The sequence below is a fragment of the Xylanimonas oleitrophica genome, from assembly GCF_003244315.1.
Taxonomy (GTDB): Bacteria; Actinomycetota; Actinomycetes; order Actinomycetales; family Cellulomonadaceae; genus Xylanimonas_A; species Xylanimonas_A oleitrophica.
On the sequence record NZ_QKWH01000001.1, the window covers coordinates 512829 to 529469 of the forward strand.

Genomic DNA, 16641 nt, shown 5'->3' on the forward strand with positions numbered 1-16641 from the left:
TCACGGTCGGGCCTCCTCGTGGTTGCGGAGGTCGGTGTGCGCCGACTGCGCCGCGAGGGTGCGCTTGCGGTGCTGGTGGTGAGGGCCCGCCCAGCCGCAGGTGCTGCAGTGGGCGCGGGCGGTGTAGAGCCAGCCGCCTTCGCGGGCGAGGCCGGTCTTCACGGAGACGTGGGTGTCGTGGCTCATGCGCCCTCACCGCCCTGAGCTGGCTCGGCCAGGCGCGCCCGAACCACGTCGTGCACGGTGTTCGGCACGGCACCGACCGACGCCTCCCACTGCATGAGCTCCAGCAGGTTGCGGGTGCGGAGTTCGTGGGCGATGGCGAGGGTGGCGGAGACCTGGGCCTTGGCCGCGATGAGCGTGGCGGACTGGGCGGAGCCGAGGCCGTCGAGCGTGCGCTCGGCAGCGACGATGTGGGGGTTCCCGATCACTGGCCGGTCTCCGCCCTGGCGAGCGCCTCGCGCAGGCGCTGGGCGATGAGGTGCGCGGTGGCGTTGCCGACGTCCTGCGGGATGTCAGCGCTGGCCTCGGCGGCGATCTCGTGCACGTTGGCGGTGAGCACGTCGCGCTCGGTCTCGGCTGCCGCGCGGCGGGCCCGCTCCTCGGCGGCTTCCTGGCGTGCGGCGTCGAGGTCGTCGCGCAGGTCGGCCATCTGCCGTGCCCACGCGTTGCGCTCGGTGCCGAGGGCGTCCAGAGCGGTGCGTGCACGGCGGAGCTCGGCGACAAGGTCAGGGACGTCAGCCTGTGACTCGTCCACGGCGTTGCTCACGAGGCTCGGGACCATGCTGACGGCGTAGTTCTCGTCCGCGGAGTCCCGGCGGTCGACCTCGGCGAGGGCGGCGTCGACCGCCGTCGCGCGGGCCTCGATGGCGTCGAGGTCGAGCGCCTGCGGGTCCGTCTGCTCGACGGCGGTCATGGCTTCACCGCCTCGCCCGTGTGGGCCTCCTTGGCCGCGTGCCACTCGGACGCGAGGATCTCCGCCCAGAGGTCGGCGTCGAACTCGCCCTTGCCCCAGCCGCCGGACTGGTCGGAGAGCGGGATGCCGCCGAGACCCATGTAGGCGACGCCGTCCTGCACGAACAGGATCGGGGTGTGCATGATCGTGGAGAAGTCGCGGTAGCCCGTGACGTAGCCGCCCTCGTCGATGCCGGGGACCTTCTCGGCCCGGAAGCGGACTGCCGTGAACTCGGTGTGGAGCGGGTTGTTCTTGAACGGCTTGGTCGCTCCCTGGTGATCTGGCTTGGTCCACCGGCCGTGCCCGTCCTTGGCCGGCCCGGCGATGCCGGTGAGGCTGTAGCTGCCAGCCCAGGAGTGGATCCAGGTGGCCGGCTTCTCGGCGGCGCTGTACTTCTGCGCGAACGCGCGCGCCTGGACGCGGAAGTCGATGCGGCCCTGCTCGTTGCGCTGGACGGCCGCGATGACGTCCCGGTCCGTGCTCTTCGCGTACTGGGGGATCACTTCGACACCTCCACGCGGACGCCGCGCTCGGCGAGACGGCGGGCGACCTCGGGCCGGTACTCGGCCTTGAGGAGCGTCGCGACCTCCTCCAGGACGCCGCTCAGCGCCTGCACCTGGGCCTCGTCCACGGGCGGGTGCTCGCGGAGGTGCACGGCGATGGCGAGGGCGGAGAGCGCGTACTGCATGTAGTCCTCGGCGCTGCCGAACGAGCGGGTCGCCGTGCCTGCCGTGTGGCCCCCGCCTCGCAGCGGCTTCACCTCCGGCAGGTCCTCGCACCGGATCACGATGGCGTCGAGCGGGACGACCTGGACCTCGGTGTAGCCCCCCTCGGTGATGTACTTCTCGGCCTCGTCGGCGTACTTGACCGGGATGGTCACCACCGTGTCTCCACGGCGCAGGTAACGGACCTCGCTCACTTCGACGCACCCCCCTGCGGCGGGTCGATGTGGGTGATGTGGGCGTGGCGGGTCATGCGGCACCTCCGGTGCTCTGGGTCGTGCTGGTCTGGGTGGCGGCCGGACGCACCGGCGGCCGGTCGCGCGGCACAAGCGGGCTCACGCCGTACTCGAGCGCGGCGAGGAACGCCTCGCGGCCCTCCGGGTCGGGATAGCGGCTCATCAGCGCACCGCCTCCCACCGCTGCGCCGCAGCGTTCAGGTCGGCGATCAGGACGTAGTCGAAGCCACGGCTGGTGAAGGCGTGCATGAACGCGACGGCGGCCTCGGCGGTCTCCTCGGCGACGCGGGACCGCTCGGCGGCCTTGTCGAGGGTGTGCTGGAGGCCGGGCGGGAGTTCGGTGGTGCCAGCCGGCGGGGCGGGAGCGGGCACCACCTCGCCGGCCGGGTCCAGCGCCTGGAGCTCGTGGGCCTCGAAGGCCCACCGCCCCTGACCGTCGACGTCGACCTGGTAGTAGGTGAAGTGCTGGCCGCGCCAGTTGGTGGCGAGCTCCTCGGCGACGGTGCCGTGCGCTCCGATCACGGAGCGGGGCACGTACTGCCCGGCGTGGATGCGGACCCGGGCGCCGAGCGTGAGGGCGGTCATGACTGCACCTCCGCCAGGCGGTCGTGGGCGGCGATGAGGCTGCGGGCCGCCGGCCAGGTGTCCAGGGTGACGGCGCCAGTGCGGTCCATCTCGCGCAGGTCCCGCGCCAGCGCGGCCGTGGCGTCGAGCACGGCGCGCACGGCGTCCTCGTGGGCGTCGAGTTGCACGAGCGAGTTGCCCGGCACGGCCTGCGGGCCGAGCACTGTCGCCGCGTCCGGGCGGGTGAAGAGCGTCTCGTGGCGGCCGGTGGTCGGGATGGCAGCCGGGGACAGGGCGTCGACCTCACCGGCGATGCCGGCGGAGCGCGGGCCGGTGATCTGGACGATGCCGCCGGTGCGCTCGGCCTCGGCCAGGGCGTCGTGGCGGTGTGCCCAGCGGGCGCGGGCGCCGTCGTACTGGGTCTCGGGCAGGTGCTTCATCGGCCCTCACCGCCCAGCAGGTACGCGCGCACGGCCTCGGCCTGGGCGAGGAGTTCCTCCTGCACCTCGGGGTCCTGGACCGACCACGCGTACTCAGGCGAGACGCCCTCGCCTTGGGTCACCATGAGGAGCACCCGCGCGATCTCGTCGATGTCGTCGAGCGCGGCGGACAGGACAGCGCGGGCGGCGTCCTCGTCGGTGATGTGGGCCGGGTCGAGCAGTGCCGCGGTGGCGCGGTCGAGCGGGGCGGTCATGCTGCGCTCCCTCGGGGGGCCGCGTCCGCCAGCAGGCCGGACACCCTGGCGAGGGCGAGCTCGCGCAGCACGTCGGGCGCGCTGGCGGACGGCAGGGTCAGCACGTCGGCCAGGTCGCGGCGAAGCACCTGCGCCAGGCGGACGGCGACGGGCGCCTCGTGCCGCGGGCGCTCGACGGGGCGCCGGTTCTCGACGGGCTGCGGGGAGTAGAACGTGCCCGTGGCCAGACCGCGACCCTTGGCGAGGATGCGCCCGCGGTGGCTGGCGACGACCTCGGCGACCTGCTCGCGCACCTTGGCGTGCGGGTACGCCGTGGGGCTGTCGTCCGTGCTCGGGGCAGGAGCGCCGAGGTGCCGGGCGACGTAGCCGGATGGGGCGGTCATCGGGCCGCCTCCTCACGCTCGCGCCAGGTCTTGGCGTGGTCGTCGAGGATGAGGACCTCGCGCTCGTCGGTGATGTGCGCGATGCCCACCGACGTGCTGCCGAGGTAGGAGGACCTGCCGCCGTCGAACAGGACGATGACCTGCTTGCCGGGCAGCTTCTCCCACCGGTCGACGCCGACGGTGCGCATGATCCACATCAGGAGGTCGAGCCCGTAGGCGGAGCCCTCGCGGCCGAGGCTCTTGCCGACCTCGTCCTTGCGGGGCGTGTCGAGGACCATGCCGCCGACACCGATGCCCCCGCCGTCGAACTTGACGTGGAGCATCGCGGTGACGATGCCGTGGTCCGTGGTGCCGAACGTGGTCGACTCGATGGTGCCGACCTGGCCGCCGTAGGTCTTGCCGCCGTGCTCGACGGTGATGGTGCGGCCCATGGTCAGCGCCCCCGGTTCACGGCACGGGCTCGGCGGGCCGCCTTGTTGGCGGCCCGGCGGCGGGCCTTGGCGTGGGCGGGCACGGTGCCCTGGTAGATCTCGCGGGACGACTTGTTGGACAGGCCGGCCAGGATCGCGGTCTGGAAGGAGGTGGGTCCGTCGGTGGACATTCGGTGCTCCAGGTTCTGTGGTGGTGGTGGAACACCAGTGACATTACCGAGTATCACCGAATGTTGCAACGCCGAACATGGAGCATGAGCGGGTGACGGTTCAGCGGAGGTCGTGCTGGTAGTTGTCCAGACGCGCGTAGTGGCCGCGCTTGATCAGCTGGAACTCGCCCTTGGCCCCCCAGCGGTTCTTGTCCACGATCGTCAGCGTCTCTTCCGGGTGGTCCGGGTTCTCCGACAGGAGGATCACCACGTCCGCGTCCTGCTCCAGCGCGCCGGACTCCTTGAGGTCCGACATCATCGGCTTGGCCCCGGCACGGCCCATGGGGCCGCGGTTGAGCTGCGCCAGCACCAGGACCGGGACGTGGAGCTCCTTGGCGAGGATCTTGAGGTCGCGGGAGAACTCCGCCACGACCTCCGACCGCATGCGCCTTCCGCCGGAGGGGTCGCGCATGAGCTGGATGTAGTCCACGACGACCGCGGCGAGCTTGCCCCGCCGGGCGACCGTGCGCGCGTGGGACCGCACGTCGGTGGTGGTGACGCGCGGGTCGTCGATGATCGACAGCGGGAGCGCCTGCACGGCTGGCAGGACCCTGGCGACCTTCGCCCAGTCGTCCTCGGTGAGCCGGTGGTCGATCAGCGCCCCGAGGTTCACGCGGGCCGTCTGGGCGATGATCCGCGCGTCGACCTCGAACTTCGACATCTCGAGGTTGTTGACCGCGACGTGCCCGTGCTCGGCCAGGCCCAGGGCGGCCTGCACGGCCATGAGCGTCTTGCCGGCGCCGGGTCGCGCTCCGATGACGTACATGCACCCGGGCCGCCACCCGCCGATGAGGTGGTTCAGGTCAGCCCACGGGGTGGGCACCGCGTCCGGCTTGCTGTCGAGCTGGTCGACGAACTCGGACAGGTGCTCGCCGAGGTACCCGGTGGACGTCGTGATGTCGCGGGAGGTGCTGTCGATCCACCCGCGAGCCATCTCGACCAGGTCCGCCGCCGGGACGTTCTCGTCGACGCCTTGCCGGATGCGCGCTGCCGTCTCAGCGAGACGCCGGCGTGTCGCGGACTCCATGACCAGGCGGGCGTGGTGGTCGGCCAGTGCCCGCACGGGAGCCGCGCCCACGAGGTCGGCCAGCCACGGCCCGTCCACGCCGCGGACATCGCCAGGCAGGGCCGCCAAGACCGTCAGCGGGTCCGTCGGCTGTCCCGCGGCGCGCAGGTTCCGCATCGTGGCCCACACGGCGCTGCACCGGGGGTCGGTGAAGTCGTCCGCCTGAACGGCGACGTCGTCGACGACGTCGTGGTGCAGCAGCGCCAGCCCGACCAGGGCGTGGTCCGCCGTCATGGTCGTCACGCCCCACCGGCCTTCCGGGCGGCCCGGCGAGCAGCCTTCTCGGCCTCGCACCTCTCGCACTCAGGGTCGTGGAACGTCGTGCCGTGAGCACACCGGATGCCCGGACCGAACCCGTAGGGGTCGACCTCCGACACCGGCCTAGCCCCGGCCGCCGCCGCGGACACGCTGGCCGGCCCCGGCCGGAAGCCCTGCGACTCGGCCTCGCGCCGCAGCCAGTTGCGCCACGTCGCCACCCAGTCGAGCTTGATCCCCTGGTGCCCGGGCTTGGCCCGCCAGTAGTCCACGAACGCGTCCGTGACTCGCTTGTGGTCCAGGCCCGGGCACTCGGCACGCGCCCAGGCGACCATCTCGGTCGTGACCGGGAACGGGTCCGGGATCCGGGTGCCCCTCTTCGCCGCAGGCTTGCGCGCCGTCGTCGTCGCGGCGTCAGCCGCGCCCTGACCAGAGGTCGTAGACCTCTGGGGTGCCTGGTGCTGAGGTGCTGGTGTAGGTGCTGGTGATACCGGTGGGTAACCCGATGTGGAACCCGTACCCTCCGGCATCGCGGAACCCGAAGGGGAACCGGAAGGGTAAACCGATGGGTAAACCGTAGGGTTCGACTCGGCCAGGACCGCGGCCCCCTCGTCGAACGACAGCGCCCTCCGGTCCAGCAGCTCGGACACGGCCGGCACGTCCCACGCCCGCAGGTCCGGCGCCGACTTCCGCAGCCGCACGAGCTGCCCGACGAGCACCTGCCGCAGCGTCTTGGACGACATGGCCTCGACAGCCTTGGCGAACGCGACGGCCATCTTCGGCTGCTTGAGGAGCCCGTCGTGCTTGGCGAACGACCGGATCAAGACCTCTTCGGTGGTCCGGTCGATCAGGATGAACTGCCCGGCCTGGAGCTCGCCGGCGGCGGCCTCGACGAACGCGGGGGTGGCGTCCTTCGCGGCCTGCGCGATGCGTCCGGGGCGCCAGTCGGCGACGCCGGCGAACGTGAGGGACGGCGACGTCAGGAGGTACTCGTACAGCCACTGGGCACCGAACGACAGGTCCGTGTAGTCGTCGTCCGCCCACATGGCGGGGCGCAGCTGGGCGTACTCACGAGCCATGGGCACTGCCCTCCCGGATCGAGTTGATGACGGCCTGACGCGCACGATCGACCGCGTCGACAGCGCGGCGGAGCTGCATGAACGGGTGCTCGCCGTACCGGGAGACCAGGCCCCAGGCGGCCTCAGCGAGCGTGCCGTGGTGACGCAGGAGCGCGGCGACGTCGGCCAGGTCGGCCTCGGTGCACTCGCTGTCGCGAAAGGCGCGCTCCTCCGACGGCAGGACGCGCGTCACGCCGAGGGCACGGCGGATGCGGTCGAGCTCGGCGCTGATGGACTCGACGTCGCCGCGGGCGCGCAGCCGCTGCTCCACCAGATCCTGGACGCGGGCCTCCTGGGCCTCGTAGACCTTCGCCGTGCCGGCCGCGATGCCCTCTCGGATCGCGTCCTGTCGGAGGGTGTCCTGTCGGGCGATGACCGAGCGCACGGCGTCCCACGACGGCCGGTGGTCGGCGGGCTTGCGGCGAGCCGGCGTGACGACCTGCATGCGGGTCTTGGACCGGCCGGGCACCATGAGGCCCCACCCGTCCGGGAGCTCGCCGTCGTGCACGACGCCAGGGACGGTGACGAGCCACCACTCGTGGCACTCGTCGGCCCAGGTGTCGGCCTTGCCGGGCTGGGCCAGCTCGGTGAGCCAGTCGGCGCGGGAGGCCTTGACCTCGTGGCCGACGAGCAGGCGCCCGCTGGTGCCGGTGAAGCCGACGTAGATCGCGTCGCAGCGGCGGCCGCGACCCCACGAGCCGTTCTGCCCGACCTCGGGGACGAAGACGCCGCCGGGCAGGGGCGCACCGGGCTTGATGTAGTGCCGCTTGAGCCGCGCCATCAGGTCCTCGGTGACCGCCCGGTCAGACGGCTTGGCCGGGACAGGCTCGGCGGCGGTGAACAGGTCCGCGGTCATGGCGCTCACCGCCCCTGCTCGTGGGGGATGAAGCCCTGGGCGAGGGCGTCGCGGACGGTCACGGCTGGTCGGTCCCCGAGGAACAGGGTCGCCTGGTCCAGAGCATCCTCCAGCAGGTCCTCCGAGGCGTCCTCGTCCTCGAGGTAGGCGTTGATGGCCATGGCGAGCGTGTCGATCGTCTGCAAGTGGTGGCGGGTCGCGCGCTTGCGGAACGCGCGCTGCTCGTCCTCGGTGCGCGCCACCGGCGGGTACTGCTCGTTGAGCTCGGCGATCCAGGTCTTGACGTGCATCTCGTAGGCGGTCTGCCCGGCGAGCCAGCGGGCGTGGTCCTTGGGGTCGAGGTCGCCGGCCTGGACGAGGGCGCCCTTGATGGTGCGCTGGTCCTTGAGCTTGGCCTGCAGAGCGGCGAGGTCGGCGCGGACCTTGGCGGGCCCGACGCGCTCGGTGTACGCGGCGCGCTCCTCGGGCGTGCCGCGCAGGATCTGCTCGGTCGGGGTCTGCTGGGGTGCGGTGGTGGTGGTCATGTCTCTCCGGTTGGTCTGGTCGTTCAGAGGGGGCGCCAGGTGGGTCTGGGCATGGGCTTGGTGTCGCACCATGCGCAGACGACCACGGCGGTGCGGACGAGTCGGGCAGTCTCGGCCCACTCGTCCCAGCGCCGCTCAAGCTCGTCGGCGTGGGCCAGGCAGAGGGTGCGGTTGCGCCGGCAACAGGACCGGGTCTCGACCCAGGTCCCGGGCTGCGCGCAGGCGTCGTCGGGGTAGGCGCAGCCGACGTGCGCGTTCAGGTCGACGTCGAGCGCCACGACGTCGGCGACGGCAGCGGGCATCAGATCACCCGCCACTCGACCGGCGGCATCGGCAGCTGGTACTCGTGCTCGTCACAGACGACGACGCCTTCCGGGGAGAGGGCGACGTCGATCCACCCGGCGATGAGCTGGGCCTGGTGGATGCCGCAGACGGGCTGGGAGGGGTGGCGGCCGGGGCAGATCGTCCGGCCGGCCACGACGGCTGGTCGCGTGCAGCCGTCGGCAGCGCAGCCGACGGTGAGGGTCAGGTCGACGTCGAGGGCGGTCACGAGGCACCGCCGTTCGCGAGCTCGAGGAGCACGTCGGCGTGGCAGGGCTGGTCGAGCGGGCACCAGCAGGCGAGGTCGTGGCCGGCGAGTTCCGTCACGTCCAGGTCGGGGACGGTCGGGAGGTACTCGCGGTATCGGTCGACGGACGCCTCGTGCGCGGACGTGGCGTCTGCGTACTTCACGTCCATGACCCACCACTCCGTAGGGACGACGTGGGTGATGACGAAGGGGTTGCCCCACTTCGTGCCACGGGTGACGACGATCGCGCCCTCGGGCTTGCGCCAACCCTTCGTGCGGCGCAGCTGGATGCGCTCAGGCATCGTCGTCACCTGCCTCGGCCCGCAGTTCCTCGACGGGCGTGTTCAGGAGGGTGAGCAGGTCGGTGGCGGTCACGCTGGCGTCGACCATGCGGGCGTCGAGCAGGCCGGTGGCGTACTCACGGATCATCGCGAGCCGGGCGTGCGCCTCGACGTCGTGATTGGCGGCCAGGGCGGCCAGCAAGTCGGGCACGTCGCACACCGAGTCCTGCAGGGCGGCGACCCCCTTCTCCGTGACTGGGCCCTTGCCCGGCTTCGAGTCGAGCGCGCGCGTGTAGCGGTCGGCGATGGCGCCGACGTCGAGGGCGGTCATGCGCGGGCCTCCCTCGCCGCAGAGAGCCGTGACCGGGCCTGCTCAAGCTCTGTCAGCAGCTCCTGGTGCCGGGGCGTGCCGGGCAGGGTCCGCTCGAGCGCGCGGAGCAGGTGCCGGACGTCGCCGAGCGCGGCGTGCTCGCGCACGGCGGCCGTGGCCTGGTGCGCGGGTGCGGCTGGTCGGGTCATGCGGCACCACCCTCGGCCGGCGGAACCGACACGATGACCGCAGGCGGGTGCGCGGTGCTCGCGTGCGCGAGGAACAGGTAGCCGCCCATCAGAACGGCGGCTCGTCGGTCGCGAACCCGCCGCCACCACCGGTGGCCCACGGGTCGTTCTGCTGGCCGCCGGCCGCGCGCTGGCCGCCGCTGCTGCCGCCGGCGCGCTGGGCGCGGGTGACCTTGGCGGTCGCGTTGCGCAGCGACGGTCCGACCTCGTCCACCTGCAGCTCGACGACGGTGCGCTTCTCGCCCTCGCGGGTCTCGTAGGACCGCTGGGTGAGGCGGCCCTGGACGATGACGCGCATGCCCTTCGTCAGGGACTCGGCGACGTTCTCGGCGGCCTCCCGCCAGACCGAGCAGGCGAGGAACAGGCTCTCGCCGTCCTTCCACTCGTTGGCCTGCTTGTCGAACGTGCGGGGCGTGGACGCGATGCGGAAGTTCGCGACCGCGGCGCCGGACGGCGTGAACCGCAGCTCCGGGTCCGCGACGAGGTTGCCGACGACGGTGATGGTGGTCTCTCCGGCCATGGTGATGGTCCCTTTCAGGCGGTGCGGGTGGAGGGCCCGGGGCGGGCGCCCAGAGCGATGAGTCGGGCGTCGATGCGGTCGCGCGCGGCGCGCAGCTCGATGACGCGTTGACGGCGGACGGACGGCTGCCGGGGTGGTCGGTGCTTGCCGTCCATGCCGGCGGCGGCCTGCTCGAGCAGGGCACGCCGGGTGGCGGTGATGGTGGGGGTGTCGCCGTGGGTGGCGGCGTACTCGTGGCGGAGGGCCTCGGCCTGGGCCCAGGTGAGGGTCCAGGGCTTCATGGCCGCTCCCGCAGCAGGTGCGCGCGCAGGGCCTCGGCCAGCTCGCGGGCGTCAGACTCGTCCAGGTCGATTGGCTTGGTCGCCAAGACCAGAAGGGCCATCTCCTCGACGTCGAGCGCGGCGGTGAGGATCGGGCGCACGAACTCCACCCAGGACTCACGCACGGCGTCGGTGGTGCCGCCCCACAGGACTGCGGCGCCCTCGTGGTAGCCGCAGCGGGAGAGGTACGCCTCCTTGGCCGCGCGGTCGAGCGGGGTCGCGTCAGCCACGGCCCTCACCGCCCAGCGTCGTCGCGGCGATGTTGCGGACCTCCCGCACGAGCAGCGAGCCGGACACCGTCGGGTCGCGCTCGTCCGCCAGCGCCAGCACCTCGCGGGCGAACGCCACGAGACCGCGCACGTCGTCTGCCACCTCCTGCTCGATGCCACCGAAGCGGTGAACTCGCTCGGCCTGTGCCTGCATCTCCGCGAGCCGCTGCATCACGTCGGCGGTCATCGGTCGGCCACCGCCTCGATGGCGGCCACGGGCACGACCGCAGAGCGGATGCCGCCGGAGGTGATCTGCTCGGCGAGCACCTTGGCAATCGCCTCCCGGGCGCCGCGCGCCTCCGCCTCGGCTTCGACCTGGGCGAGCCAGCGGTCGAACCGGGCGCCGTCCTCCTCCTCCATGCCGCGCCACCGCGTACCGTCCACCCACCGACGGGCGGAGATGAACGCTCGACGCACCTCGTCGTTGGTCAGCCGCTCCACACGCTCAGCCACGGCGGCCTCCCGGCTTCTCAGCGCGGGCGCGGATCTCCCGGGCGATGGCCGAGCCGTACTCGCGCGCCTCAGCCATCCGGGGGCCGTCCTCCATGCCCACGGTCCAGGCCGTCACAGCGGCGCGCTCCGTCGCCTCTCGGGCGGCGTGCGCCTCCACCTCGGCGTCGTGGCGGGCGAGCCACGCGTCGAACTCAGACTCGGCGGCACGGCGCGTCACCGGCACGGTGTCGATGTTCATGCGGCACGCGACGAACGCGCTCCGCACCTGGGCGGTCGTCGGCGCCGGGCGGTCCCGGTCAGGGGCGGTGGCGATGTGCTCGGCGCTCACGCTGCGCCCTCCATCTGCCCGATCTCGATGAGCAGGCCCTCGACCTCGTCAGCGGTCAGCTCGTCGGTCGCGCTCACCTCACGCCCGAGCTGTGCGGTCAGGAACGCGAGCACCTGCGGCTTGGTCGCCGCGATCTGCCGGGCGGCCAGCGCCTCCAGCAGCGCGGACCGCTGCGCGTTCGTTGCAGGCTTCGGCGCCGGGGTGGCGAACTCGTCGCCGGCCGCGGGGTCCTGCGGGTCGGGCGTGACGCGCTCGACCGCGTCCTCGACGACCTCGGCGTCGTGGACCTCCTCCGCCGGGCCGGCCGGACGCGGGGCCCGGCGGCCAGCGACCGCGGCCGCCAGCTTCGCCGAGCCCGAGCGCGGCGACGGCTCAGCCGGCTCGTCGACGGGCACGGCGGCCGACATCTCCTCCGGCGAGTACACGTCCGACAGGTCCTGCGGGAACGCGCGGCGCAGCGCCAGCGCCTCCGCGCACTTCGCGAGCATGAGCGCCGGCTTGGACGCCCACATCGAGTTCGGCTTCCCGTCACGCTTGAGCGCCACGTACTCCTGGTAGAGCGCGATCGCGGGGTAGCGCTGGCCGTCCCGCAGGACCGTGACCTTCGCGGCGACCGGCGCCTTGTTCGACAGCCACACGTCCTTCCACTGGCCGTCCTCGCCGCACCACAGGGTGTCCTCGTACCCGAACGTGCCCTTGGCCCGGTCAGTCGCACGGCGGGCCACGAGCCGGAACCCGTCGATCCCGGTCTGGATGGTCTGCTTGCCCTGCCGCTCGATCATGTAGATCTGCCGGGCGAACGGGTCCAGGCCGGTGCGGGTGGCGGTGTGGAAGAACACGGCCAGGTCGGCGTTGCTCGCGTTGGACACGCCGAGCTGGTGGAGGGCGGCGACCTGCTTCTCGGTGAAGAACGCCTGCCCGTCCTTGATGGTCAGGTCCGAGGCGGGCCCGCGGGTGGTGATCTCGGTGGACATGGGGGGTCACTCCTTCGGTTCGGTGAGGGTCTTGGCGACGCCCACGAGGGACACGCCGGTCTTGTTGCCCTGGCGGCGCGCCACGACGACGTCGCCGTACTTGGCGAGGCGGGCTGAGCCCATGGCCTCCAGGAGGCGGGACTTCGCGGCGCGCTCGGCGGCCTCGGCGGCCTTCTTCGCGGCCTGCGCCTCGACGAACTCGCGCGCGGCCGTCTCGGAGATCTCGACGCTGGTGTCGGGCTGGATCAGCGGGTGGAGGCGCTTGAGGGTGTCGAACGTCGCGACGTGGTCGTCGAGCGCTGGCGCCGCGGTCGGGTCCTGGGTGGAGAGCCAGAAGTCGTGCGCGATCTGCTCGAGCCCAGCCGCGGTGTCGGGGTCGTAGTCGAGGCGGTACTCGCGGAAGTCGAGGCGGGTGGTGAGCAGGGCGATGTAGCCGCGGCGGGCGCCGGTGACGTGCATCTGCCACTGCATCTGGGCGGCGTAGTAGGCCGGGACCTCGTCGGTGCCCGGGGCGCCCCACTCGTCGTCGTCGCGGGCGGTCTTGGCGTCGACGACGGCCTCGGGCGGCTGCACCTGGGCGAAGCGGGCGGGCCGGGTGCGCCACGCGGCGCCGTCGGGCGTCGCGGCGGCCCAGGTGCCGAGCTCGCGGTAGAACTGGCGCTTGACGTGCCCGAACTCGGGGTGCTGGTCGCACCACCAGCGGAGGATGCCGTCCTCGAGGTAGTGGCCGCGCGCCTTGACGTCGCCGTTGCGGCCGTCGTCGGCGGGGACTTCGCCGCGCAGGACGTGCCACACGGAGCGGGGCGAGTCCCAGGGCGAGAGCCCGAGGATCGCGGCGACCTTGGACGCGGTGACCAGGCGCTGCCACTCGGGCGTGCCGGGCGCGGGCGCGACGGGGCGGGTGTCGACGGCGGTCACTGGTCGCCTCCGATCTGCACGGCGCGGGCGCGGATGACGCCCTGTGCGGCCACGATGGCTGCCCACGAGTTCAGGGCGGCCACGTCCTCGTAGGTCATGCCGTCCGTCAGGTGCTCGGCGGCCCAATCCAGCGCCTCCCGGGCGCCGCGCTCCTCCGCCTCGGCCAGCAGCGGAGCGAGGGCGGCGCGCAGGTCGGACACCAGGACGCACGACCCCACTACCTCCTCGTAGGCGTCGAAGTGGTCGAACTGGTGCTCGCTCACCCAGGCGTCCAGGGCGGCGGCGGTCTCGATGCGGGCGCTCATCGGGCCACCCCCACCGGCTCGGCGGACACCACGCGGACCGTCTGCTCGATCAGGTGCGCGCGCCGGACACGGCACGACCGCAGATCCTCGAGCGCGGCCGCCCGGTCGTCCCACGGCAGGTGGTCGAGCTCGGTGTGGCGCCCGTCGGTGCACAGGCACGCGGCGAAGGTCGTGCTCATCGCGCACCACCGCCGGCCACGACGTAGCGGGCGGCGAACCAGCCGGCACCGACGAGGATGGTGAGCGCGGCGAGCGTGCCGCCCGACAGCGGCGGCGCCGCGAACGCGACGACCAGCGCAGCGGCGGCCGCCGTCAGCACGACGATCAGGACCAGCGCGGCGCCGAGCACCGGCAGCCGCACGTGACCGGCCTCGGCCAGCCCGTGCGCCGTGCGCAGCACCGGCCAGTCCAGGTAGAACGCGCGCGGGTGCGCGGCGGCCCAGGCGTCGAACTCGACGGCGTGCTGCCCGCACAGGTCCAGACCCAGGTCGATGCTGTGGTGCACGTCCTGCGTGGACTCGCAGTCGGGGACCTCGCACGCCGGGACGGCCTCGGCGGCGGCGAGCCGGGCGGCTCGGTCCTCGAGCGCGTCCCGCTTCCAGTCGTACCCGTTCATGGGTACCCTCCTTCGTGAGTGGTAGGCCAGGCCCCTGGTTGATCTGTGGTGGTGATGTCGGGGGTGCTGGCCTGCTGCTGTTCTGGGCTGTCAGGCGTCGACGAGGGAGTCCGTGAACTCCGCGGGCGTCGTGGTGATCAGGTACTTCGACCGCAGGTCCAGGTCGGGGTTCAGGCGCTTGGCCTTGATCCGCCCGGCCCGGATGAGGTCGCGGACGCCCTGCTGGGAGATGCCGACGGCCTGGGCGAACTCCGGGACAGACCAGGCGGCCTTCTCGAATCGGACGACCATGGGGGCCTCCTCAGGCTCAACTTCCACCGAATCTCGGTGCTCCAATGCACACAATGATGCAGTGAACGTTCGGTGATGTCCAGTAGGAGTGGCTGACGAGTCTGGACTTCACCCCACGGACGCGCCGTGAGGTGCAGCGCGGATGCGTGCGACACGCAGCAACCTGCGGCTACCCTCCGGGGTGTGTCCCCATCACCCTGGCAGTGCCACGATGTGACCCAACTGGAGCGAACATGACCCCGAGGACCCACTCATGCCCGAAGCAACCCCCGAGGGGCGCGCCCGCGCGCGCCACGCCGTAGACGCCGCGATCACCGAGAGGGGCGTCTCCCGCACCCGCGCCGCAGCGCTCGCCGGCGTCGCCGACGTCACCGTGCTCCGCTTCCTGAACGGCGATCAGTGGCCCCGCACCCAGCCACTGGCCAAGATCGAACGCTGGCTCGGCTGGCCCGTCGGCTCCATCAACCGCATCGCCGAGGGCGGCGCCGTCCCGGACAGCCCCGAGGCCGCCACCGAGTCAGGCCGCATCGCTCTGCCGGCCGCCGCCGCCGACTACCAAGACCTGACCGAGTCGGAGCTCGCCGAGGCGATCACCGCGGCTCACGCGACCTTCATGGAGCGGGCCCGCACGATCCGCGCGACGCGACCCCGCGCATGACGAAGAGCGCCCCACCTTCCCGCTCGGGAAGGTGGGGCGCTCTGGTGTCTGGCAGGGCCGCTCAGTCGAGCGCGGCGGTCGCCTTGAGCAGCGCCGCCCGCGCGCGGTCCATGTCGGCGTGCAGGTACGCCTGCGTCGAGGCCAGGGACGCGTGGCCCATCATCGCGGTGATGACCTCCTCCGGCGTGCCCTCCGCGCGCAGGAGGTTCGCCGTCGTGTGCCGCATCTCGTGCCCGGTGTAGAGGCGGCCGGCCGGGTGGCGCGCGCCCGCCTGCTCCTGGATGGACCGCCAGGCATCGCCGTCGCCGTGCTTGTCCCACGGCAGACCGTCGGCGGGCCGCGCCCACACCAGCCCCAGCGGCGACGGCCCGGCGTCCCGCCACTCGAGCAGCGCCTCCTCCAGCTTCGGGGCCATGGGCAGCACGCGCTCGCCCGCGCGAGACTTCGGGCGCACCCAGTGCCACGTCAGGTGCGCCTGCCGTGCCTCGTACCCGTCCGGCATGGCGAACCCCCGCGCCGGGCACGACGCCGCGCTCCTCTTCCCGCACGTCGGCGGCTGCGCCTTCTTGCAGCACCCGTGCTTGTAGGACAGGCGCTGCATCTGCCAGGACACGAGCATCGTGTGGGCCTTGAAGTCGACGCGGTCCCACTCCATGCCCAGCGCCTCACCCTGACGCAGGCCGCCGTAGAACCCGGCCAGCCAGCGCGAGTAGTCCTCCCGCAGTGACGCGACCTTGAGGATCCGCCTGGCCTGGTCGAGGGGGATGTCCTTGCGGTCGTGCTTCGCCTTCTCCGGACGCGGCACCAGGAACACCCGCTGCGGCACCTGGTGCCCCTCGAGCGCCGCGGCCTTGCACAGCCGCATCAGGACCGACTGCGCGTACCCGGCGGTCGTCGTCGACTTCCCGGCGTCGATGATCCGGCGCGTCAGGGTGCGCACGTCGGCCGGGGTGAGCTCGGCCAAGCGCCGCCCGCCGATCGTGGGCAAGATCCACTTGCGCACGATGGACGCGTCGGTGCGGTACGTGTTCGGCGTGACCCTGGTCTGGTAGATCGGCAGCCACGTCTCCGACCAGGCGTTGACGGTGGTGGAGGCGCGGACGCCCGCCGTCGGCGCGCCGTGGGTCTCGACCTCGCGGCGCTTGACGCGCAGCTTGCGCTTCACCTCGGCCTCGGAGGAGCCGTAGACGCTGATGCGCCGGGGTGTGCCGTTCGCGGTGGTGCCGGCCATGAGGGCACCGCGCCAGTGGCCCTTGCAGGTGTGCGGTGGGCGCACCCGTGCGCGCTTGCCGGTCTCGTCGGTGACCCACTCCGAGGGCGGGCAGTCGGGGTGGTCGTGGATCGGGTAGACCGAGCCGGTCCCGTAGGCGACTCGACGCTCCTTGCTCACTGTGCTCCTTCTGCAGCAATGTCCTGTAGCAATGTCACCGTGCATATTGTGCCCTACTTGGGTACGAGGGCCGCATGAACGCGCGTCTCGCGCGGACCTACGTACAGTAACATTTGGTTTGGGAGCAGAGGGTCGCAGGTTCAAATCCTGTCACCCCGACCGAAAGGCCCCGACGAGAG

General features: G+C 72.4%; 35 protein-coding genes. 1 reads left to right on the forward strand and 34 read right to left on the reverse strand.

Going from position 1 to position 16641, the window contains the following annotated elements:
- The 33 genes from DNL40_RS02520 to DNL40_RS02665 all read right to left on the reverse strand — a co-directional run bounded on the left by DNL40_RS02520 (position 1) and on the right by DNL40_RS02665 (position 14414).
- A complete protein-coding gene (locus DNL40_RS02520; RefSeq protein WP_111249628.1) occupies positions 1-186 on the reverse strand; it encodes a hypothetical protein in 186 nt (61 codons plus the stop codon).
- Positions 183-431 (reverse strand): hypothetical protein, encoded by a 249-nt coding sequence (locus tag DNL40_RS02525; RefSeq protein ID WP_111249629.1) that lies wholly within the window; start codon positions 429-431, stop codon positions 183-185. The genes DNL40_RS02520 and DNL40_RS02525 overlap by 4 nt, the downstream gene beginning before the upstream one ends.
- On the reverse strand, positions 428-916 hold the full coding sequence (locus tag DNL40_RS02530; RefSeq protein ID WP_111249630.1) for a hypothetical protein: 489 nt from the start codon (positions 914-916) through the stop codon (positions 428-430). The genes DNL40_RS02525 and DNL40_RS02530 overlap by 4 nt, the downstream gene beginning before the upstream one ends.
- The gene (locus DNL40_RS02535) at positions 913-1458 is read right to left on the reverse strand and encodes a hypothetical protein (RefSeq protein WP_111249631.1); all 546 of its coding nucleotides are present in this window, start codon (positions 1456-1458) and stop codon (positions 913-915) included. Before DNL40_RS02535 ends, DNL40_RS02530 begins: the two co-directional genes overlap by 4 nt.
- The gene (locus DNL40_RS02540; protein WP_146252001.1) at positions 1455-1874 is read right to left on the reverse strand and encodes a hypothetical protein; all 420 of its coding nucleotides are present in this window, start codon (positions 1872-1874) and stop codon (positions 1455-1457) included. The genes DNL40_RS02535 and DNL40_RS02540 overlap by 4 nt, the downstream gene beginning before the upstream one ends.
- 52 nt (positions 1875-1926) lie before the next feature.
- On the reverse strand, positions 1927-2076 hold the full coding sequence (locus tag DNL40_RS16310) for a hypothetical protein (RefSeq protein ID WP_179950892.1): 150 nt from the start codon (positions 2074-2076) through the stop codon (positions 1927-1929).
- Entirely contained in the window at positions 2076-2498 is a 423-nt protein-coding gene (locus tag DNL40_RS02545; protein WP_111249633.1) for a hypothetical protein, read from the reverse strand. The genes DNL40_RS16310 and DNL40_RS02545 overlap by 1 nt, the downstream gene beginning before the upstream one ends.
- Positions 2495-2917 (reverse strand): hypothetical protein, encoded by a 423-nt coding sequence (locus tag DNL40_RS02550; protein ID WP_111249634.1) that lies wholly within the window; start codon positions 2915-2917, stop codon positions 2495-2497. The genes DNL40_RS02545 and DNL40_RS02550 overlap by 4 nt, the downstream gene beginning before the upstream one ends.
- Positions 2914-3171 (reverse strand): hypothetical protein, encoded by a 258-nt coding sequence (locus DNL40_RS02555; RefSeq protein ID WP_111249635.1) that lies wholly within the window; start codon positions 3169-3171, stop codon positions 2914-2916. The genes DNL40_RS02550 and DNL40_RS02555 overlap by 4 nt, the downstream gene beginning before the upstream one ends.
- On the reverse strand, positions 3168-3554 hold the full coding sequence (locus DNL40_RS02560) for a hypothetical protein (RefSeq protein ID WP_111249636.1): 387 nt from the start codon (positions 3552-3554) through the stop codon (positions 3168-3170). Before DNL40_RS02560 ends, DNL40_RS02555 begins: the two co-directional genes overlap by 4 nt.
- Positions 3551-3985, reverse strand: coding sequence for a hypothetical protein (locus DNL40_RS02565; RefSeq protein ID WP_111249637.1), 435 nt, complete (start codon positions 3983-3985; stop codon positions 3551-3553). Before DNL40_RS02565 ends, DNL40_RS02560 begins: the two co-directional genes overlap by 4 nt.
- Positions 3986-3987: 2 nt before the next feature.
- Positions 3988-4155, reverse strand: a complete 168-nt coding sequence (locus DNL40_RS16315) for a hypothetical protein (RefSeq protein WP_179950893.1) — start codon at positions 4153-4155, stop codon at positions 3988-3990.
- Between the two features lie 100 nt (positions 4156-4255).
- A complete protein-coding gene (locus tag DNL40_RS02570) occupies positions 4256-5494 on the reverse strand; it encodes a replicative DNA helicase (RefSeq protein WP_245885639.1) in 1239 nt (412 codons plus the stop codon).
- 5 nt (positions 5495-5499) lie between these two features.
- Positions 5500-6594 (reverse strand): hypothetical protein, encoded by a 1095-nt coding sequence (locus tag DNL40_RS02575; RefSeq protein WP_146252002.1) that lies wholly within the window; start codon positions 6592-6594, stop codon positions 5500-5502.
- Positions 6584-7498, reverse strand: a complete 915-nt coding sequence (locus DNL40_RS16575; protein WP_218925975.1) for a hypothetical protein — start codon at positions 7496-7498, stop codon at positions 6584-6586. The genes DNL40_RS02575 and DNL40_RS16575 overlap by 11 nt, the downstream gene beginning before the upstream one ends.
- Entirely contained in the window at positions 7495-8013 is a 519-nt protein-coding gene (locus DNL40_RS02585) for a hypothetical protein (protein ID WP_111249640.1), read from the reverse strand. Before DNL40_RS02585 ends, DNL40_RS16575 begins: the two co-directional genes overlap by 4 nt.
- A gap of 23 nt (positions 8014-8036) precedes the next feature.
- Positions 8037-8315, reverse strand: a complete 279-nt coding sequence (locus tag DNL40_RS02590) for a hypothetical protein (RefSeq protein ID WP_146252003.1) — start codon at positions 8313-8315, stop codon at positions 8037-8039.
- Positions 8315-8563 (reverse strand): hypothetical protein, encoded by a 249-nt coding sequence (locus tag DNL40_RS02595; protein ID WP_111249642.1) that lies wholly within the window; start codon positions 8561-8563, stop codon positions 8315-8317. The genes DNL40_RS02590 and DNL40_RS02595 overlap by 1 nt, the downstream gene beginning before the upstream one ends.
- Complete coding sequence (locus tag DNL40_RS02600) at positions 8560-8883, reverse strand: DUF4326 domain-containing protein (RefSeq protein WP_111249643.1); 324 nt, start codon at positions 8881-8883, stop codon at positions 8560-8562. Before DNL40_RS02600 ends, DNL40_RS02595 begins: the two co-directional genes overlap by 4 nt.
- A complete protein-coding gene (locus tag DNL40_RS02605) occupies positions 8876-9193 on the reverse strand; it encodes a hypothetical protein (RefSeq protein ID WP_111249644.1) in 318 nt (105 codons plus the stop codon). The genes DNL40_RS02600 and DNL40_RS02605 overlap by 8 nt, the downstream gene beginning before the upstream one ends.
- Positions 9190-9381, reverse strand: coding sequence for a hypothetical protein (locus tag DNL40_RS02610; protein WP_111249645.1), 192 nt, complete (start codon positions 9379-9381; stop codon positions 9190-9192). The genes DNL40_RS02605 and DNL40_RS02610 overlap by 4 nt, the downstream gene beginning before the upstream one ends.
- A gap of 88 nt (positions 9382-9469) precedes the next feature.
- On the reverse strand, positions 9470-9940 hold the full coding sequence (locus tag DNL40_RS02615) for a single-stranded DNA-binding protein (RefSeq protein WP_111249646.1): 471 nt from the start codon (positions 9938-9940) through the stop codon (positions 9470-9472).
- A gap of 14 nt (positions 9941-9954) precedes the next feature.
- Positions 9955-10221, reverse strand: coding sequence for a hypothetical protein (locus DNL40_RS02620; RefSeq protein ID WP_111249647.1), 267 nt, complete (start codon positions 10219-10221; stop codon positions 9955-9957).
- On the reverse strand, positions 10218-10490 hold the full coding sequence (locus DNL40_RS02625; protein ID WP_111249648.1) for a hypothetical protein: 273 nt from the start codon (positions 10488-10490) through the stop codon (positions 10218-10220). The genes DNL40_RS02620 and DNL40_RS02625 overlap by 4 nt, the downstream gene beginning before the upstream one ends.
- Positions 10483-10716, reverse strand: a complete 234-nt coding sequence (locus DNL40_RS02630) for a hypothetical protein (RefSeq protein ID WP_111249649.1) — start codon at positions 10714-10716, stop codon at positions 10483-10485. Before DNL40_RS02630 ends, DNL40_RS02625 begins: the two co-directional genes overlap by 8 nt.
- A complete protein-coding gene (locus tag DNL40_RS02635; RefSeq protein ID WP_111249650.1) occupies positions 10713-10982 on the reverse strand; it encodes a hypothetical protein in 270 nt (89 codons plus the stop codon). Before DNL40_RS02635 ends, DNL40_RS02630 begins: the two co-directional genes overlap by 4 nt.
- Positions 10975-11310 (reverse strand): hypothetical protein, encoded by a 336-nt coding sequence (locus DNL40_RS02640; protein ID WP_111249651.1) that lies wholly within the window; start codon positions 11308-11310, stop codon positions 10975-10977. The genes DNL40_RS02635 and DNL40_RS02640 overlap by 8 nt, the downstream gene beginning before the upstream one ends.
- On the reverse strand, positions 11307-12284 hold the full coding sequence (gene bet, locus DNL40_RS02645) for a phage recombination protein Bet (protein ID WP_111249652.1): 978 nt from the start codon (positions 12282-12284) through the stop codon (positions 11307-11309). The genes DNL40_RS02640 and bet overlap by 4 nt, the downstream gene beginning before the upstream one ends.
- A gap of 6 nt (positions 12285-12290) precedes the next feature.
- Positions 12291-13202 carry a YqaJ viral recombinase family protein gene (locus tag DNL40_RS02650; RefSeq protein ID WP_179950894.1) on the reverse strand — a complete coding sequence of 304 codons (912 nt, stop codon included), beginning with the start codon at positions 13200-13202 and terminating at the stop codon, positions 12291-12293.
- Entirely contained in the window at positions 13199-13507 is a 309-nt protein-coding gene (locus DNL40_RS16320; protein WP_179950895.1) for a hypothetical protein, read from the reverse strand. Before DNL40_RS16320 ends, DNL40_RS02650 begins: the two co-directional genes overlap by 4 nt.
- Entirely contained in the window at positions 13504-13686 is a 183-nt protein-coding gene (locus DNL40_RS02655; RefSeq protein WP_111249654.1) for a hypothetical protein, read from the reverse strand. Before DNL40_RS02655 ends, DNL40_RS16320 begins: the two co-directional genes overlap by 4 nt.
- A complete protein-coding gene (locus tag DNL40_RS02660) occupies positions 13683-14123 on the reverse strand; it encodes a hypothetical protein (protein WP_111249655.1) in 441 nt (146 codons plus the stop codon). The genes DNL40_RS02655 and DNL40_RS02660 overlap by 4 nt, the downstream gene beginning before the upstream one ends.
- A gap of 90 nt (positions 14124-14213) precedes the next feature.
- Positions 14214-14414, reverse strand: coding sequence for a hypothetical protein (locus DNL40_RS02665; RefSeq protein ID WP_111249656.1), 201 nt, complete (start codon positions 14412-14414; stop codon positions 14214-14216).
- Between the two features lie 253 nt (positions 14415-14667).
- Between DNL40_RS02665 and DNL40_RS02670 the strand changes: the two genes are divergently transcribed.
- A complete protein-coding gene (locus DNL40_RS02670; RefSeq protein ID WP_111249657.1) occupies positions 14668-15072 on the forward strand; it encodes a hypothetical protein in 405 nt (134 codons plus the stop codon).
- Between the two features lie 61 nt (positions 15073-15133).
- Here DNL40_RS02670 and DNL40_RS02675 read toward each other — a convergent pair whose 3' ends face one another.
- The gene (locus DNL40_RS02675; protein WP_179950896.1) at positions 15134-16462 is read right to left on the reverse strand and encodes a tyrosine-type recombinase/integrase; all 1329 of its coding nucleotides are present in this window, start codon (positions 16460-16462) and stop codon (positions 15134-15136) included.
- Positions 16463-16641: the final 179 nt, after the last annotated feature.

Coding starts and splice junctions, on each gene's coding strand:
- DNL40_RS02555 (WP_111249635.1), bottom strand. CDS start 3,171: ATGACCGCCCCGCTCGACCGCGCCACCGCGGCACTGCTCGACCCGGCC.
- DNL40_RS16320 (WP_179950895.1), bottom strand. CDS start 13,507: ATGAGCGCCCGCATCGAGACCGCCGCCGCCCTGGACGCCTGGGTGAGC.
- DNL40_RS02615 (WP_111249646.1), bottom strand. CDS start 9,940: ATGGCCGGAGAGACCACCATCACCGTCGTCGGCAACCTCGTCGCGGAC.
- DNL40_RS02620 (WP_111249647.1), bottom strand. CDS start 10,221: ATGAAGCCCTGGACCCTCACCTGGGCCCAGGCCGAGGCCCTCCGCCAC.
- DNL40_RS02630 (WP_111249649.1), bottom strand. CDS start 10,716: ATGACCGCCGACGTGATGCAGCGGCTCGCGGAGATGCAGGCACAGGCC.
- DNL40_RS02545 (WP_111249633.1), bottom strand. CDS start 2,498: ATGACCGCCCTCACGCTCGGCGCCCGGGTCCGCATCCACGCCGGGCAG.
- DNL40_RS02565 (WP_111249637.1), bottom strand. CDS start 3,985: ATGGGCCGCACCATCACCGTCGAGCACGGCGGCAAGACCTACGGCGGC.
- DNL40_RS02585 (WP_111249640.1), bottom strand. CDS start 8,013: ATGACCACCACCACCGCACCCCAGCAGACCCCGACCGAGCAGATCCTG.
- DNL40_RS02575 (WP_146252002.1), bottom strand. CDS start 6,594: ATGGCTCGTGAGTACGCCCAGCTGCGCCCCGCCATGTGGGCGGACGAC.
- DNL40_RS02605 (WP_111249644.1), bottom strand. CDS start 9,193: ATGACCGCCCTCGACGTCGGCGCCATCGCCGACCGCTACACGCGCGCG.
- DNL40_RS02520 (WP_111249628.1), bottom strand. CDS start 186: ATGAGCCACGACACCCACGTCTCCGTGAAGACCGGCCTCGCCCGCGAA.
- DNL40_RS02670 (WP_111249657.1), top strand. CDS start 14,668: ATGCCCGAAGCAACCCCCGAGGGGCGCGCCCGCGCGCGCCACGCCGTA.
- DNL40_RS02655 (WP_111249654.1), bottom strand. CDS start 13,686: ATGAGCACGACCTTCGCCGCGTGCCTGTGCACCGACGGGCGCCACACC.
- DNL40_RS02610 (WP_111249645.1), bottom strand. CDS start 9,381: ATGACCCGACCAGCCGCACCCGCGCACCAGGCCACGGCCGCCGTGCGC.
- DNL40_RS02600 (WP_111249643.1), bottom strand. CDS start 8,883: ATGCCTGAGCGCATCCAGCTGCGCCGCACGAAGGGTTGGCGCAAGCCC.
- DNL40_RS02530 (WP_111249630.1), bottom strand. CDS start 916: ATGACCGCCGTCGAGCAGACGGACCCGCAGGCGCTCGACCTCGACGCC.
- DNL40_RS02550 (WP_111249634.1), bottom strand. CDS start 2,917: ATGAAGCACCTGCCCGAGACCCAGTACGACGGCGCCCGCGCCCGCTGG.
- DNL40_RS02560 (WP_111249636.1), bottom strand. CDS start 3,554: ATGACCGCCCCATCCGGCTACGTCGCCCGGCACCTCGGCGCTCCTGCC.
- DNL40_RS02590 (WP_146252003.1), bottom strand. CDS start 8,315: ATGCCCGCTGCCGTCGCCGACGTCGTGGCGCTCGACGTCGACCTGAAC.
- DNL40_RS02570 (WP_245885639.1), bottom strand. CDS start 5,494: ATGACGGCGGACCACGCCCTGGTCGGGCTGGCGCTGCTGCACCACGAC.
- DNL40_RS16310 (WP_179950892.1), bottom strand. CDS start 2,076: ATGAGCCGCTATCCCGACCCGGAGGGCCGCGAGGCGTTCCTCGCCGCG.
- DNL40_RS02665 (WP_111249656.1), bottom strand. CDS start 14,414: ATGGTCGTCCGATTCGAGAAGGCCGCCTGGTCTGTCCCGGAGTTCGCC.
- DNL40_RS02660 (WP_111249655.1), bottom strand. CDS start 14,123: ATGAACGGGTACGACTGGAAGCGGGACGCGCTCGAGGACCGAGCCGCC.
- DNL40_RS16315 (WP_179950893.1), bottom strand. CDS start 4,155: ATGTCCACCGACGGACCCACCTCCTTCCAGACCGCGATCCTGGCCGGC.
- bet (WP_111249652.1), bottom strand. CDS start 12,284: ATGTCCACCGAGATCACCACCCGCGGGCCCGCCTCGGACCTGACCATC.